The organism is Hydrotalea sandarakina (genome assembly GCF_003254115.1).
Taxonomy (GTDB): Bacteria; Bacteroidota; Bacteroidia; order Chitinophagales; family Chitinophagaceae; genus Hydrotalea; species Hydrotalea sandarakina.
Window position 1 is genome coordinate 19261 of the sequence record NZ_QKZV01000012.1, and the last position, 17272, is coordinate 36532.

A 17272-nucleotide genomic window follows, 5' to 3' on the forward strand; every position below is an offset into this window, starting at 1 on the left:
CTATTTTAATGTATTCTACAATATGCACATTTTAAAATGGGCCTTGCAACATAAAAGCTATAATTGTGTTTATTTGTATTAGTATGCGTAGTAAGGAAAGCAAAAAAATGACAATTGTTGATGAAACACCGGTTTCAACAAATGATATTTTGGTACATGGTGCCCGTGTTCATAATTTAAAAAACATAACCGTAACTTTTCCCCGCAACCAACTAATTGTTGTAACGGGAGTGAGCGGAAGCGGAAAATCGTCATTAACTATTGATACGCTGTTTGCAGAAGGACAACGTCGTTATGCGGAAAGTTTAAGTGCCTATGCAAGACAATTTATGTCGCGCATGGAAAAGCCTGATGTGGATTACATTAAAGGGTTATGCCCGGCAATTGCAATAGAGCAAAAGGTAATTACCCGTACTCCAAGAAGCACTGTGGGTAGCATGACAGAAATTTATGATTACTTGCGTTTGTTATTTGCCAGAGTGGGTGAAACAATTTCACCAATAAGCGGAAGGGTGGTTAAGAAAGATGATGTTAATGATGTGATTGATGCTATACAACAGTTAAAACACGGTAGTAAATGTTATCTTTTGTTTCAGTTTAAGCAACATGCGCATCGTTCCGTTATTGAGGAATTAAATATTTTAGTACAAAAGGGTTTCTCAAGAATTTATTTGACAGAAAATGCAGCATCTGCCAACAATGCGCGATTATTGGATATTGAAGAATTATTGGAAGATGAAGGTGCTTTAGCAAAAACCGTTTTTGCAAATATTGCCAAGGCCTATGTGTTAGTTGATCGAATTATTGTAAAAGCATTTGAAGAAGAAGATATTCATCGGTTAACCGACTCTATTACAACCGCATTTTATGAAGGTGAAGGGGAAATGTTTCTGGAAGTAAATGAAACAACCGTTATGCATTTCAGTAACAAGTTTGAGTTAGATGGTATTTTGTTTGAAGAGCCGGTGCCTAACTTGTTTTCATTCAATAATCCTTACGGTGCCTGTCCTACCTGTGAAGGCTTTAGTCAAGTGTTGGGAATTGATGAAGATTTGGTAATACCCGATAAAAGTTTAAGTGTTTACGATGGGGCGGTAGCACCATGGAAAGGGGAAAAATTAAGTTGGTGGAAAGAGCAGTTTATACAACACGCAAAAGGTTTTCCTATACACAAACCCATTGCCGACTTAACAACCGAGCAATATAATAAGTTGTGGAATGGAACCGGTAATGCTTTAGGAATACACGCATTTTTTAAAGAGGTTGAAGACAATTTATATAAAATACAATATCGGGTTTTGCTAAGTAGGTATCGTGGCCGTACTACCTGTCCCGATTGTAATGGCTATCGGTTGCGTAAAGAGGCATTGTATGTAAAAATTAATAACAAGCATATTGGTGAGTTGTGTACCATGCCCATTAAAGATTTGTTGCAATGGTTCACCAATATTCAATTAACAGAATACCAACAGCAAGTAGCCAAGCGCGTACTGCTTGAAATTAATCAGCGATTACAAACCATGATAGATGTTGGATTAGGTTATTTAACCTTGCACCGATTAGCCAATAGCTTAAGCGGTGGTGAAAGTCAACGCATACAATTGGCGCGGAGTTTAGGCAGTAATCTTACCAATTCTTTGTACATATTAGACGAGCCTTCTATTGGGTTACATTCACGCGATACGGAAAAACTCATCAAAGTGCTTAAAAACCTTCGCGATTTAGGAAATACCGTTGTTGTTGTTGAACATGATGAGTTGATGATGCGGGAAGCCGACTATATTATTGATATGGGGCCATTGGCGGCACATCTGGGGGGTGAAGTAATTGCTGCCGGAAATTATACATCCATTATACAAAATAAAAATAGCCTAACGGGGAAATATTTAACCGGTGAACTTCGTATTGAACCACCTGCACATACCAAGAAACCCGGAAATTTTATTACGGTTGAAGGGGCACGACAAAACAACTTAAAAAACATAACCGTTCATTTCCCCTTAAATGTATTTTGTGTAGTAAGTGGTGTTAGTGGCAGTGGTAAAACCACTTTGGTGAAACAAATATTGTACCCGGGCCTTTTAAAGCTTAAAGGTCAGCCGGCCGATAAAACAGGCTTACACAAAACCATTTCAGGTAATGTGCAGGACATTGATCATATAGAAATGATTGACCAAAATCCCATTGGCAAATCATCTCGCAGTAATCCTGTAACCTATATTAAAGCCTATGATGCCATTCGTGATTTGTTTTCGCGTCAACCTTTATCCAAAATAAGGGGCTATCAGCCCAAACATTTTTCTTTTAATGTAGATGGTGGCCGATGCGATGCATGTAAAGGTGAAGGCGAACAATTAGTGGAAATGCAGTTTTTAGCTGACATTCATTTAACCTGTGAAGTTTGTAATGGAAAAAAATTCAAGGAGGAGGTGCTGGAAGTAAACTATAAAGGCAAGTCTGTTTTTGATGTATTAGAAATGAGTGTAGATGAGGCTTTAGAATTTTTTAAAGAAGAAAAAAACATATTTCAAGCATTACTACCCTTACAGCAGGTGGGTTTGGGATATGTAAAACTGGGGCAGTCATCAAGTACCCTTTCCGGTGGTGAGGCGCAGAGGGTTAAGTTAGCCAGCTTTTTGGGTAAAGGCAAAGGGCACGGACACATTTTATTTATATTTGATGAACCCACAACCGGCTTACATTTTCATGATATTAATAAATTGTTGCTATCATTTAAAGCCTTAATTGATCAAGGGCATTCTATACTAGTAATTGAGCACAATACTGATGTAATTAAGTGTGCTGATTGGGTAATAGATTTAGGACCTGAAGCTGGGGATGCAGGGGGGTATTTGGTTTATGCCGGTACACCCGCCGGATTAAAAGATATTAAAGATAGTTATACCGGAAAGTTCCTCTAAAAACCCTAATTTTGCACATTTTAAAGGGGTAATCCCATAAAAAACATAAAAAAAGAACATTTTTTTTATTAAAATTTTCATATTTCGGTTGTATAAGTATATCTTTGCAGCCCCAAAATTTGTATGTCGAAACAACCTTTGATTAAACAAGATGGAGTTATCATTGAAGCATTGAGTAACGCAATGTTTCGAGTTAGATTGGAAAATGGCCACGAAATTTTGGCTACTATTTCAGGAAAAATGCGTATGCACTATATCCGAATATTGCCAGGAGATAAAGTGGGTGTGGAAATGAGTCCATATGATTTATCAAGAGGTAGAATTATATTCAGATACAAATAAAATGATAGGGAATTCAATTTAAGCGAATAGCAAAACACCTTTTTATGAAAGTAAGAGCTTCAATTAAAAAACGCAGTGCCGATTGCAAAATCGTAAAACGCAAAGGCAAGCTGTATGTTATTAACAAAAAAAATCCTCGTTATAAACAACGTCAGGGATAATTATTGAACGTATAAAATTAAAATTTAGATATGGCTCGTATTGCCGGTATAGATTTACCCAAAAACAAAAGAGGCGAAATAGGTTTAACCTACATTTATGGTATTGGCCCCTCAACTGCCCGCTATATTTTAGACAAATGTGGCATTGATTACAATAAAAAAGTAAGTGAGTGGAATGATGATGAGTTAGCAGCCATCAGAAATACCATTACTAATGAGTTTAAGGTAGAAGGTCAGTTACGTAGTGAAGTGCAAATGAGTATTAAACGCTTGTTGGATATTGCTTGCTACAGAGGCTTGCGCCATCGTAAAGGCTTACCTGTTCGTGGCCAGCGTACTAAAACCAATAGCCGCACTCGTAAAGGTAAACGTAAAACAGTTGCCGGTAAGAAAAAAGCAGCTAAGAAATAAATAATTGGAATTTCCCTGTTGTTCAGGGAAGTTTCTTTTTTTATAGGATGTAGTATTGGATACCTGAAACACAGGAGGAGAATTACATCCGAACTTCTTGAATGAAGTTTTTAAACATGAATTTTTAACGATCACCTACAAAAAAGTTATGGCAAAAACACAAAAAGCACAAAACAGCGCTAAAGCTGCAGCCAAAAAAAGAATTGTAAAAGTAGATGCTGCCGGCGACGTTCATATCAGCGCTACCTTCAACAACATTATTATTTCTTTTACCAATAAGCAAGGTCAGGTTATAAGCTGGTCATCTGCTGGTAAAATGGGTTTCCGTGGTTCAAAAAAGAATACACCTTATGCTGCACAAATGGCTGCTGCCGATGCTGCAAAAGTTGCTTCAGAAGCCGGTTTGAAAAGAGTGGATGTTTATGTTAAAGGACCCGGTGCCGGTAGGGAAGGTGCCATTCGTTCTATTGCTCAAAATGGTATTGAGGTTACATCTATAAAAGATATTACGCCTATACCCCACAACGGATGTCGTCCGCCCAAACAACGTAGAGTTTAATTTTTTATTTCATAAACAAGGGGCAGGTATTGATTTTAGATTTTTAATGATACCTGTTCGTCACTAAAAAATCACAAATTTTATTATTTATGGCAAGGTACACAGGTCCAAAAACCAAAATTTGCAGAAAGTTTGGCGAACCTATTTTAGGAAATGCCAAATATTTAGACAAAAACAGCAATCCTCCCGGACAGCATGGTGCTTCTAAGAAGCGTAAAACTTTAGGCGAATATGCTTTACAGTTAAAAGAAAAGCAAAAAGCCAAGTACACTTATGGTGTTTTAGAACGTCAGTTCCGCAAACACTTCGAAGAGGCTTCACGAATGAAAGGTGTAAAAGGTGAAAACTTAATTAAATTATTAGAAGCTCGTTTAGACAATACCGTATATCGTTTAGGATTAGCCGCTTCTCGTCCTGAAGCTCGTCAGTTGGTTTCCCATAAACATATTACCGTAAACGGTGAAACCATGAATATTCCTTCATATATATGTAAACCAGGCGATATTATTGGCTATAAACCCAAAAGTGCTGCAAACTCTTCTATAACCAGTAAAGTTCGCGGAAAAAATGCTAAGATAAGCTGGTTAGATTGGAATGAAAGCGAGAAAAAAGGTACTTTCATTACCTACCCCGAAAGAGAAGCAGTTCCTGAAAATATCAAAGAACAATTAATCGTGGAATTGTATTCTAAATAATTCTTTCAGCACATTCTTACAAACCAAATTTTTCAATCTTGTATTAAGATTGATGAAAAATAAAAAACCAAGTTTTAATATGGCCATATTAAACTTTCAAAAGCCCGATAAAATTGTTTTACAAAAAGCAACTGATTTCGAAGGCTTATTTGAATTTCGCCCACTTGAACCAGGTTATGGTTTAACGGTTGGTAACGCTTTGCGTCGTGTATTATTAAGTAGCTTAGAAGGTTTTGCCATTGTAGGTATTAAAATTGATGGTGTAGATCATGAGTTTGCTACCATTAAAGGCATTACTGAAGATGTTACGGAAATGATTCTTAACCTAAAACAAGTTAGAATTAAACGTACAACCGATCAAGATGTTACTTCTGAAAAAGTTACCTTGTCTGTAAAAGGTGTAACTGAATTTACCGCAGGTATGATTGGTGCTGCAACTGCCAGTTTCCAGGTAATGAACCCTGATTTGGTTATTTGCACCATGGATACTACCGCTAAATTAGACATTGAATTAACCATAGCCAAAGGTCGTGGTTATGTACCTGCTGAAGAAAACAAACCTAAGGATGCTCCATTTGGGTACATTGCCATAGATTCAATTCACACTCCTATTAAGAATGTTCGCTATTCAATCGAAAACTATCGTGTAGAACAAAGAACTGACTTCGAAAAATTAATTTTGGAAGTAGCTACCGATGGCACCATACATCCTGAAGAAGCTGTTAAGCAAGCATCTCGCATCTTAATTCAGCACTTAATGATTATTACCGATGAAAATATAACATTCGATAATAAAGAAGATAAGAAAGAGGATGTGGTTGATGAACAAGTTTTACAGTTACGCAAAGTATTGAAAACACCTTTAGAAGATTTAGATCTTTCTGTACGTGCTTTCAACTGCTTGAAGGCTGCTAAAATTAATTCATTAAGTGAATTGGTTCAATACGAACAAGAAGACTTAATGAAGTTTAGAAACTTCGGTCAAAAATCTTTATCTGAAATTGAGCAGGTTTTACACGAAAGAGGCTTGCATTTCGGAATGGATTTACAAAAATTAGGATTAGATAATCTTGATAACTAATACAGAAGTGTTCGAATAAACATTTCTATTTATTCACAGCTTATAATTCCTGACACGGTATAAGCTTCAAAATTAAAAAGTCATGCGTCACGGAGACAAAATTAAAAACCTAGGCCGCAAAAAAGCTCACAGAGATGCGCTTTTGGCCAACTTAGCCACCGCTTTAATTACACATAAGCGTATTGTTACTACTTTAGCTAAAGCCAAGGCTTTACGTACTTATGTTGAACCTTTATTAACTAAAACTAAAAAAGGTGAAACAAAAGAACAAATTAGTCATCAACACAGAATTGTGTTTAGCTATTTAAAAAATAAAGCAGCCGTAAAAGAATTATTTACAGTTGTAGCTCCTAAAATAGTTTCTCGCCCCGGTGGTTATACCCGTATTATTAAATTAGGTATTCGTCCCGGTGATAACGGTGAAATGGCAATGATTGAATTGGTTGACTTCAACGAAATTTACGGTAAAGCTGTTAAAACCGCTGCTGAACCTGCTAAGAAAACAAGAAGAGGTCGTCCTAAAAAATCTGCAGAAACTGCCACTGAAAATTCAGCAGCAGCTACTGAAACCACTTCTACTGAAGCAGCCGCACCGGAAACAACTTCAACCGAAAATAAAGCAGCTGAATAAGTGAATACTTTAATAACATATCAAAGCAAGACTTTACCGTCTTGCTTTTTTTATGTGTGTGCGTATTTGAGGAAAACTTTTTCAGTAAAACACCAATAAAAACAATTTTATTTGCACAACAATTTCCATACAACATGAACCAGGAACAACGCCCCGCCATTTTATTATTAGCCGATGGTACTGTATTATATGGTTTTGCTTTTGGCAAAATTGGTACCACTGCCGGCGAAATTTGTTTTAATACCGGTATGACAGGCTATCAGGAAGTATTTACCGATCCCAGTTATGCAGGGCAAATTATTATTATGAATAATGTGCATATTGGTAATTATGGGGTAAAAAGTTCTGATACAGAAAGTAATAGTATAAAAATTAAAGGTTTAATTGGAAGGAATTTAGAAGAACAATACAGCCGTTATTTGGCGGAAGCTTCCTTGCAACAATACTTGGAGCAAAATGGAATAGTTGCTATTGAGGGTGTTGACACCAGGGCATTGGTAACACATATTCGCACAAAAGGCGCCATGAATTGTGTTATTTCATCAGAAATAACCGATTTGAATGAATTAAAGAAGGTGTTAGATGCTTGTGTTGATATGAATGGTTTGGAATTAGCCAGTACTGTTAGTACCACCGAAATTTATGAAATGGGAAATCCAGAAACAGCCAGTTGTAAAATTGCTGTTATTGATTATGGTGTTAAACACCATATTTTAAAAAACTTAGAACAACGTGGTGCTTATTTAAAAGTATTTCCCGCTAAAACACCCATTGCCACAATTCAGGAAATGAAACCCGATGGTTATTTCCTATCCAATGGCCCAGGTGACCCTGCAGCTATGCCTTACGCTGTAGAAACCGTAAAAGCCTTATTAGCTGAAAACAAACCTTTGTTTGGCATTTGTTTGGGCCATCAATTATTGGCATTAGCCAATGGCATACCTACTTTTAAAATGCACCATGGCCATAGAGGTTTAAATCATCCGGTTAAAAACGTAATCACCGGCAAATCGGAAATTACAACTCAAAATCATGGATTTGGAGTAGAACCCAATGCAGTTAAAGCACATCCTGATATTGAAATCACGCATATTAATTTGAATGATGAAAGTATTGAAGGTATTCGGTTGAAAAATAAACCTGCATTTAGTGTGCAATACCATCCCGAATCAACACCGGGTCCACATGACTCTCGTTATTTGTTCGACGATTTTATTGCACTGGTGCAACAGCATAAAAACTAAGTAAATTAGTTGCTTTACCACTATTAACCCATATTGTAAACTATTTCAGCAATATGGGTTTTATTTTGTAATATTTGCAAAGACCATTTTAAAAAAATAAATTTTTGCATAATATGAAAATTGCCATTATTAATGGACCTAACTTAAATTTATTGGGAAAGCGAGAACCTGATGTGTATGGTAGCCAAACTTTTGAAGATTATTTGAAACAGTTAAAAGGTAATTTTCCTAACATTACGTTTACCTATTTTCAAAGCAATGTGGAAGGCGAATTAATTAATGCGTTACAAGAATATGGATTTACCTATGATGGCATCATATTAAACCCGGGTGGATATACGCACACTTCCGTAGCCATTGGCGATGCAATTGCCGCCATTAAAGCCCCCGTTATTGAAGTGCATATTTCCAATGTACATGCAAGAGAAGATTTTCGAAAAATTTCTCATGTAAGTGCTAAAGCAAAAGGCAGCATTATTGGCTTGGGCTTAAAGGGATATGATTTGGCTGTTCGGTTTTTAAGTGAACAATAAACCTTTCTTTATTTTAAATCAACCAACTTCTACTAATTTTTGTTGCTGTAAAAAATTGTGCAAATAACCCCATACCATTTGTGTAGGAATTCCGGTGATGCAGGGGCGGGTAATACACGTTGTTTTTCTGTGGTTAGTGGCACTTACACAGGGCGAACAAGGTAAACCTAAATAAATAGGCGTGGCATTTCCACCCAATGGTAAATATAAATGCGGGGTTTCCGGGCCAAAAATTACAAACACTTTTAAATTAGTAACAGCGGCAAAATGGGCAGGGCCTGAATCATTGGTTAGCATGAATTGTGCAATTGAATACAGGGGGACCAATTCTTCAAATTTAAAGGTGCCTGCTGAGTTTACAAAACGTTCATCCTTTACCATATTCACAACATTGGCTACATACTCATACTCCGCTGCGGCGCCTGTTGCCAGTACAATACAAGTTTTGTCGGCCTGTAATAACAATTCAGCAATTTCTGCAAAGCGTTCGGGTAGCCATTTGCGTTGAGGTAATAAGTCAGATGCATTTACATTTAACAGGTAAATCGGTTGATTGGTATAAGCAGGATAAAGCTGTTTTATTTTAGCTTTTACTTGTTGCACTGCTTGTTCATCTATTGCTGCTTTTTGTAATTGAATGTCATTAAAATGAACCGGAGTAGTGGCATAGAATGTGTCATGATAGCCCAATGCCGTATTAATTAATGAATAGAAATTTACGGCTATGTGTACATGCGGATTATAACGCACCGGGTAATTGATGAGGTTCCCCCTATACAAGCCTTCATCGTGCGGACTGGCAAACCCTACTCTTGATAGTGCGCCTGAAAAAAAAGTAAGTATGGCAGTAAATCGGGAAAATAATTCTAAATCAATCACAGTTGTTATTTTTTTCTTTCTGCACCAACCTATAAACCGAAAAACATCAACTGTTAAAACAAAAATATTTTCCGAACGCATTTTGAAAATTTGATCAGCAGGAACTGTATTCAATATTTCCAAACTTTTACTATTCGATTTAAAAATGGCAAAAAATATTTCTGCTTGTGCTTCTTGTTGTAATTTCCGCATGGCAGGGTCAACAATGATGGCACTACCCATTTCCGATAATTCGATAAAAAGGGTGCGCTGTAAGTTAGGTTTCGCTGGAATTTTTCTAAAAATTCGGGCTATAGAAGCAACAATAGACAATAGAAAAGTAAGGGGGACGCCCGCATACCTATCTATTTCACGCATGGTATCTACTTTCATGTAAATTTTATTTTTGCCGAGCTGTTTGTTTTATCTTTTTCATCCGTTATCGCATTAAAAAATGTGTTTATATTCCCGGTATTGGAATATAAGTCATGCTCAATGCAATTGCATGTAAAAGCTATTGCAACAAACAGTTGGGGCTACTTTCTTTAAAATTAATCAAAAAAATACGGTGAATTGAAAGTGCAAAAGTAAGAAAATTGTAATGCTACCCATGTGAACCTTTTTTCCAGATAGAATAAACCCATTTCTTCTAAGATAGAGGGTTAATGCTACATCAATTATTTTTGCTGAATTAAATGAATTTCATGCAGGCAATTTCATACAACAAATTAGTTTACCGGCTCATCTTCATTACAATCGCCATTAAAATCATCCTTTCTTTATTTGTAGAATTGGGAATTGATGAGTCGTACTACTGGATGTATGCTATTCAGCCCGATTGGAATCATTTTGATCATCCGCCCATGGTAGGCTTTTTAATTGAATTATCTACCTTTCATATGCACTGGGTAAACGATGTAAGTATGCGGTTAGGGGCTATTATATCCGGTGCAGTTGCCACATTATTCATTTTTAAAACAGGGAAATTATTAAAGAATGAAGTGGTGGGCTGGTATGCAGCACTTATTTACAATTGCGCCATTTATACCGCTATCATTGCCGGAATGTTTATAATGCCCGATAGTCCGCAAATGGTATTTTGGACGGCGGCACTATATATCATGGCGGTGCTTATTGTGAATAATAAAGAAAAATCGCTTGGGTTGTGGCTTTTGTTGGGATTAATGATTGGGATGGCTTTATACAGCAAAGTACATGGTTTGTATTTGTGGGCTGGTTTTGGATTATTTATTTTAATTAAAAGACCTAAATGGCTGTTGAATTATCGTTTATATGCAGGTGTAATAATCAGCTTGTTGTTTGTAATACCCATTGTTTGGTGGAATGTTCAAAATAATTTTATTACCTATCGTTACCATTCTGAAAGGGTAACCCACACTTCCTTACATATTGATGATTTTTTCCGTGAAGTACTAGGTGAATTTGCTTATCAAAATCCTGTGGTATTTGTACTTATTGTAGTGGCTTTAATTTATGCTATTAAAAATAGAAAAGCTATTTTCAACAATGCCATTAACACTTGGTTAGTGTGTATGAGTATCCCTATGATTGCGTTGTTTTGGGGTATTTCCTTATTTAATGCAACGCTGCCGCATTGGAGTGGTCCCGGTTATATTCCTTTGTATTTTTTTGCTGCCGTTTATTTGCAAGAAAAATCGGTAAAAGTGGTGCCTGCATTTTTAAAAACGGCTTATGGCTTATTGCTGGGTGTTTTAATATTAGGTGTATTTATAGTTCAGTTAGCGCCTTTTAACTTAGGTAGTCAGGATAAGGCCAACTTTGGGGAATATTGTCCAACATTAGATGTAAGTGGTTGGAACCATTTTAGCCATGAGTTAGATACTTTAATGCAACATGATATTGCAAAAGGCATTATGCAACCTGATGCACCTATTATAGTGGGAAAAATGTTTCCGGGTGGACATTTAGAGTATTACACGCATAGAATAACAGGACACAGAGTGTTAGCCATTGGACCCTTAGATGAAATTCACAAATTTGCATGGTTGAATAAAGATAGAAAGCCCTTGAAAATTGGTGATGATGCCTATTGTGTTGTGCCCTCAAACTTGCCTTTCAATCCTAATGAAGCTTTTGCGCAATATTTTTCTGTTATTGAGCAACCGGAAATAATACCGCAAATACGGGGCGGAAAAATAGTTCGTTATTTTTATATATATAGAATGAAAAACTGTAAAGCATTACCACAACCCATAGCTTTATAGTTTATCTTGTTTAGTTGTGCAAAGTACTGTCGGAAGTGGGGGGCTGTAAGGTTTTGTTTTTCTCGCGGTTACCGAATATTTTTTCAAAATCTTTTTTGTAAGAAATACCGGCACCTTGTCTGCTGGTGCGCCCTAATGCACCTGCATTAATATCAAGACTGTTTTTACTAAATATAATGGCACGTAATTGTCTGTCTTTGGTTAAAACAATTTCCAGGTTAAAATCGGGAAGCCATTGAAAGTTGCCACTTTGCGCTGCAGCACTGATACCAAAATCAAAATCACCACCAAAGCTTACAATAACATTATCGTTAAAGAAGCTTTTGCCCACTTTAAAATTAATGCGACTTCTATCTAATGCGTTAGATCCGCTACTAATACCTGATCCGGTTGCACTTGACAAAATATCGCTGCTGCTATATACAGATGTACCTAAATCTACTTTCAGGCTTTTGTCTTTTGTTATTTTATATACAATATTCGATACTGCTTTATTCAATTCTTTGGTAATGATTTGAGAAATAGTATTTACGCCAAGGTTAGTAAAAGTTGTATTGGCACCACCAATATCACCATAAGGTGCAAAACGCTCTAATACAATTAGGTACGTAACCTGCTTTAGCATTTCGTTTTGGTTGTTTTCAATACGATTGATGAATTCACTGAAAGTTGGATCAGTTTTAAGTGGGCTTCCCTGTGGAAAATCTAGTTTAAATGAAATATCCGGATGACTGAGTCGGTTGCGTAATTCCGCAATTACGTAAACGGTACCCCGATAGGCACGACTAGTTCCACTAAATTGTCCGGATTGGTTACTAATTAAATCATTCACGCTAATGTTTTCTGCAGTGTATTGTGCATCAATGTGCACGTCGGCATTGAAAGGATCTCCATTCCATTCAATGAAATTACCGGCGTCAGGCTTTAAAATAAAGGGTTTTCGAATGAATGATTGAAAGTTAAAATCGTAACTACCTTCTTCAATATTGTATCTTCCTCTTATCGTTAAAGGATCGCGAGTACCTACTCTAATTCTAAGCCGGCCATTACCTTTCGCTTTAATTACGTCACCGCTAAGGGGATCTAAAATAACATCTACATTTAATTTGTTGTTGGCCGATAAATCTAAATCAACCAATAAATTAAAGTTGCTGTTTTTGTTTTCATTCACCATTTCTGTACCATAGGTTTTAAAAACAATAAAATCAGCATCACCACTTTCTTTACTAACGGTATTGGGTATATATATGTGCGAGGGTTCATTAATATCGCCGATAATGGTTAATCGTGCATTTTGTTCAGGCCCTTTAAAGCTAAGTGTTGCTTTACCCGTAGCGTTTCCATAAAACTGGCTATTATCAACGGCTTTTGTGTTTAGCATAATTAATTTGTTGGTAAACAAATCAAAGTCAAATGCCAAATCGGTAAATCCTTTTTCATAAAGCTTACCCTTTACCAAACCGGTGTTATTTAAACTATCTTTTATATAAAATTCATTGAAGTTTATGCCATCATTTTCAAATACAATGTTAGCAGAATCAATAGTGTAGTAAACTTGTGTGTATAATACATTCAATGCTGCTTTCTTTAAAACAATATTGCCGCTCAGTTCCGGCTCTGAGGGATTGCCCTGAATAATTAAATTACCTGTTCCATAGCCCTTAATTCTATTAAAAATGTCGCCGATAAATTGTTCTACATAATTAATTTTTGTGTGTTGCAGTTGAATGTCTACATACAAAGGCCTGTTGGTCGAATCTTTTATTTTATAGTATCCGGTGGCGCTTATGTTATACTCTTTATTTGGAGCTATTACTTTAAAATCTAACTTGCCTGACTTGCTGGCAAATACTGATTCAATATTAACAACGCCAACTGAATCATCATTCAATCTAAATTGGCGTGAGTTAAGTTTGGCTTCGGCAGTAAAAGGGCCGTAAAAATCGCGTAAGTATATTTCACCATTGGTGATGCCTTCCAGTTTGGGGTTCTTTAAAAACAGTGCAGTAATATCACCCAAGTAAATATTTTTAAGTTTTACAATTAGGTTATTGGTGTTACCGCCTTCTTCTTCATCGGTTTCTACGGTAATTTCCTGAAAGCCTTGAATAAATTTTACATTGTTAGCCGATACAAAATTTTTCCGCATTACTATTTCCCCTTCTTTATCAAGGTTCCATCTTTTTTCGTTTAATATAAAGGAAGAAGGATTAAAGTGTAATCTAACGCCATCATTTAGGGTAAACACATCTGCATTTAAATACACATTTTTTAAAACATTGTTGGTGCTGGTATATAAATGCACCACGGAATGGTCGTTAGCCGATTTTACTAATATTTGTGTGTTTGGAAATGAAAGACTATCTTTTATTTGAATGGCACTGATATTACCATTTAACAGCAAACTATCATAGTTACCCACACATTGCATGTTGATGCCCGAAACAGTATAAATATCATATTTGGCGTAGGGTATAGAAGCAGATAGTTGAAACAAACTATGGGCAGTATTTACACGACCGGAAATATTCATGTCATTTAATCCGGCAATTTTTTTATCGTAAATTTTTAACAAGGGTTCTATGTAATCTGTTTTAAGACTAACCGTAAAATCTTGATTAGGTGCAACATTAGAAGGTAATTCAAAATAAGCAGGATAATAACGATGTAAAAATGATTGGAAACTATTCGGTAAATCAAGTATGGTAAATTTACCGGTAATCATTCCATTAAAATTATTACTGCCTACTCTTAGGAATTTAATTGAATCAGCAGTGTATCCGGAAGTTACATTCAGTGAATCGAAGCTTAATTGCGAGTCGGCGGATGTAATGGTGGCATTTAAAAATTTAGCACTACCCAAAAATTGGTCAATTGTTTTACCGGTAAAATAAATATCTAACAAACCGGTTAACTGCAAACTGTCTTTATAAAAATTCAACACTTTTAAATTGGCATTTACCAGGTCGCCCAAAATATTAAAGCTGGGATCCGGTTTACTTAAATCAACTTCAACATTACTGTTAAAGTTCATATTGGGATCATCAATTTTTACTTCACCATTAAAATATTTTTTTTGGAAGGTACCGTTGGTAGTAATGTTTGAATAAGTGTAACTATTAAAATCGAGTGAAGCAATTTTACCTTCAATTTGTGTTTTTAATTTATCAATATCGAAGTTGCTGCCTGAAATTTTTCCCGTAAAATCAACATAGCCTAATTGATTGATGCGTAAAAATTCTCCTATATTAAAATGATTTGTAGTAATATTACCGGAATAGGTAATATCTTTTTTCGGGGGAATTTTCATAGTAACATTTGCAGCTACACCACCTAAGCCCGAAGTAATAGTGCCCATTGCTGTAAAGTTGTAAATAGTACCATTAAAGTTTCCTTTAAACATTGCATCGCCCAAGGTAGTTAGGTCGGGAACATTGATGTTTTTTACAACGGGTGCAAATAACGTAATATCATTATAGTTGGTTTTAATAACGCCATTGTTAAAATGAATGGTGGTTTTATTCAGGTCGGGCAAACCTTTCATGGCTAAACTACCACTAATATAGCTGTTACTACCAACTCTGCTAAATAAGTCATTCACCGAAAAATTAGCTACTGTTCCATCGAAATGACCATTTAGTACAATTTGTTTTTTCCAGTCTTTCAATTCGGGAGCAAAGTAGGCTATATCATCGGTGTTCACTGAAGCATCATTAAAACGAGCTACCATGGTTACTGAAGTAATGTATTCACTAAAATCATCATTAAAGTGTTTAAACTTCATGGCATAGTAATTCGTTAATCTGCTTCTGTTGGTTAATAAATCTAAATCGGCTAATTCAATAATATGAGGATTGATGGTTAATTTGGTTTTTAATTTTTTAATTTCTATGCCACTGCGTTCATGCGCAGCAAGGGTTAGATTGCATTTCAACGTATCTTTAATTAAACTAATGTTATTAAAGTCGCCTGTAAGGCCTTGAATGTATATATGGCTTCCATCGAAATATGGTAATGGCTTATCTTTATTGCCTTGAATAGAAAGTGTTCCATTTTTTAGATGCAATTTTTTTAAGTGCACTAGCAAGTTACCTGTATTCAATTGTAAACCTGTATCGGGTGAATTGCTTTGTTGGTCTCTTATTCTGATAGAATCAGGCCTTAAAGCCGGCATATCAATAATTTCGAAGAAAGGTTTATCAAGGTTTAATTGGTTTATAGAAAAAATGCCTTTGTTTAAATTTATATTGTCGGCATCTAGCAATAAAGAATTTAATTGGGCAATCATTTTTTCCCCTCGCCATTCATCGTTTTTAATAAAGCGAATATTATTAAGTTCTAATTTTTTTAAATTTAACGTAATGCCATTTTTGTTGCCGGATGATTTGGGTGAAGCAAAGTGATCAATGATGTATTGAAAATTCCAGGTACTGTCTTTTCGGTTTATATTCACATAGGCATCATCTAAGCCTATATACTTCAAATCGGCAGAGTCTTTTAGAAAAAACCAGTCGGTAATTCTTAGTTTCAATGCACCTGCATATAGTAGGGTATCTTTTTGTTTGTCGCGAACTAAAGTGCCATCTAAATTTACTTTATTAAGAAGTGTAAAATTTACTTTTTGTATGCGCACTTCAGTGCCTAATGCTTTTGATAATTTTTTGGTAGCAATGCCTACCAACCAATTTTGTACAAAAGTGGTTTGTATGGCAATGAAGGCCAATAATAGAAGTGCAATTATAATGAAAACAGTGCGCCTTAATATGGTTAATGTTCTTTTCAGAGCAATGGGTTATTAATACAAAAAAAGTTGGTTTAAAAATAGGTCAAATTCAATACCAAAACTAAGGTTTCTCTGTGCTTAATAAAAAGTAATTCCGAATGAAAGTAAACATTTTGTTATATATGCACTAGTTGCTGAAGTTGTAAAAATGTTATTTCTGAAAAGTCAGTAATAATTTTATCGGCTATTGCCAATTCATTTACAGCGTGAGTAGTGGTTAGTGCAATGGTTTTTAAACCGGCTGATTTTGCCGATTGAATACCCGCAACTGCATCTTCAAATGCTATGCATTGATAAGGGGGTAAACCTAAAGCCCGGGCTGCTTTTTCATAAATTTCAGGATGTGGCTTGCCATGCGTAATATGTACTGAATAAAGAATGGTTTTAAAAAAGTGTGCTATAGGTATGTGTTGCAACATAAAATCAATGTTGTCTTTAATACCCGAAGTAGCTATTACCATGGGAATGTTCTTTTCTGCAAGGGTGTTCAATAATGGTATTAATCCCTTTACAGGCTGAATATCAGGCGCATAAATTTCCCTGTAAATGGCCTCTTTTTCATCAGTAAGGCTTTTAATGGATGCTGCATCTATATCAGGCCCAAAAATATATTTTAAAACATCTGCATTTGTTTTGCCATTGAACTGCTTTAAATATTCCTCTTTGGTAAGCGTGGGTAAATTTCTTTTTTTGTAAAATTCCTGCCATGCTTTTATGTGGTAATCGTTATTGTTAATAATAGTGCCATCTAAATCAAATGCCACGCCGAAAGGAGGTATTGCCATAAAAAAGTATCAATGTATTAAT

Annotated in this window: 14 protein-coding genes; 11 read left to right on the forward strand and 3 right to left on the reverse strand. The window is 35.7% G+C overall.

Annotated features, from left to right (window positions below; genetic code table 11):
- The first annotated feature begins 83 nt into the window (after positions 1–83).
- The 10 genes from uvrA (at position 84) to aroQ (ending at position 8578) form a co-directional block, all read left to right on the forward strand.
- A complete protein-coding gene (gene uvrA, locus LX80_RS13425) occupies positions 84–2921 on the forward strand; it encodes an excinuclease ABC subunit UvrA (RefSeq protein ID WP_245898065.1) in 2838 nt (945 codons plus the stop codon).
- Positions 2922–3044: 123 nt separating this feature from the next.
- Complete coding sequence (gene infA / locus LX80_RS13430) at positions 3045–3263, forward strand: translation initiation factor IF-1 (protein ID WP_111297171.1); 219 nt, start codon at positions 3045–3047, stop codon at positions 3261–3263.
- Between the two features lie 44 nt (positions 3264–3307).
- Positions 3308–3424, forward strand: coding sequence for a type B 50S ribosomal protein L36 (gene ykgO / locus LX80_RS13435; RefSeq protein WP_026774906.1), 117 nt, complete (start codon positions 3308–3310; stop codon positions 3422–3424).
- 30 nt (positions 3425–3454) lie between these two features.
- Complete coding sequence (rpsM, locus tag LX80_RS13440; protein WP_111297172.1) at positions 3455–3835, forward strand: 30S ribosomal protein S13; 381 nt, start codon at positions 3455–3457, stop codon at positions 3833–3835.
- A gap of 148 nt (positions 3836–3983) precedes the next feature.
- Positions 3984–4394 (forward strand): 30S ribosomal protein S11, encoded by a 411-nt coding sequence (rpsK, locus tag LX80_RS13445; RefSeq protein WP_111297173.1) that lies wholly within the window; start codon positions 3984–3986, stop codon positions 4392–4394.
- An 89-nt stretch (positions 4395–4483) separates the two neighbouring features.
- Complete coding sequence (gene rpsD, locus LX80_RS13450; protein WP_111297174.1) at positions 4484–5089, forward strand: 30S ribosomal protein S4; 606 nt, start codon at positions 4484–4486, stop codon at positions 5087–5089.
- A 79-nt stretch (positions 5090–5168) separates the two neighbouring features.
- A complete protein-coding gene (locus LX80_RS13455) occupies positions 5169–6170 on the forward strand; it encodes a DNA-directed RNA polymerase subunit alpha (protein WP_111297206.1) in 1002 nt (333 codons plus the stop codon).
- Between the two features lie 82 nt (positions 6171–6252).
- Positions 6253–6801 (forward strand): 50S ribosomal protein L17, encoded by a 549-nt coding sequence (gene rplQ / locus LX80_RS13460; protein ID WP_111297175.1) that lies wholly within the window; start codon positions 6253–6255, stop codon positions 6799–6801.
- 134 nt (positions 6802–6935) lie between these two features.
- Entirely contained in the window at positions 6936–8045 is a 1110-nt protein-coding gene (gene carA, locus LX80_RS13465; RefSeq protein ID WP_111297176.1) for a glutamine-hydrolyzing carbamoyl-phosphate synthase small subunit, read from the forward strand.
- Between the two features lie 113 nt (positions 8046–8158).
- Complete coding sequence (aroQ, locus tag LX80_RS13470) at positions 8159–8578, forward strand: type II 3-dehydroquinate dehydratase (protein WP_111297177.1); 420 nt, start codon at positions 8159–8161, stop codon at positions 8576–8578.
- 18 nt (positions 8579–8596) lie between these two features.
- Here aroQ and LX80_RS13475 read toward each other — a convergent pair whose 3' ends face one another.
- Positions 8597–9829 carry a glycosyltransferase family 9 protein gene (locus LX80_RS13475; protein ID WP_111297178.1) on the reverse strand — a complete coding sequence of 411 codons (1233 nt, stop codon included), beginning with the start codon at positions 9827–9829 and terminating at the stop codon, positions 8597–8599.
- A 311-nt stretch (positions 9830–10140) separates the two neighbouring features.
- Here LX80_RS13475 and LX80_RS13480 point away from each other — a divergent pair, with 311 nt between their 5' ends.
- Positions 10141–11682 (forward strand): ArnT family glycosyltransferase, encoded by a 1542-nt coding sequence (locus tag LX80_RS13480; protein ID WP_170120467.1) that lies wholly within the window; start codon positions 10141–10143, stop codon positions 11680–11682.
- Between the two features lie 10 nt (positions 11683–11692).
- On the opposite strand, the gene LX80_RS13485 is transcribed toward LX80_RS13480, so the two are convergent.
- Positions 11693–16405 (reverse strand): translocation/assembly module TamB domain-containing protein, encoded by a 4713-nt coding sequence (locus tag LX80_RS13485; protein ID WP_111297180.1) that lies wholly within the window; start codon positions 16403–16405, stop codon positions 11693–11695.
- 176 nt (positions 16406–16581) lie between these two features.
- Positions 16582–17250: an HAD family hydrolase gene (locus tag LX80_RS13490; RefSeq protein WP_111297181.1), complete on the reverse strand. Its 669-nt coding sequence runs from the start codon at positions 17248–17250 to the stop codon at positions 16582–16584.
- Positions 17251–17272: the final 22 nt, after the last annotated feature.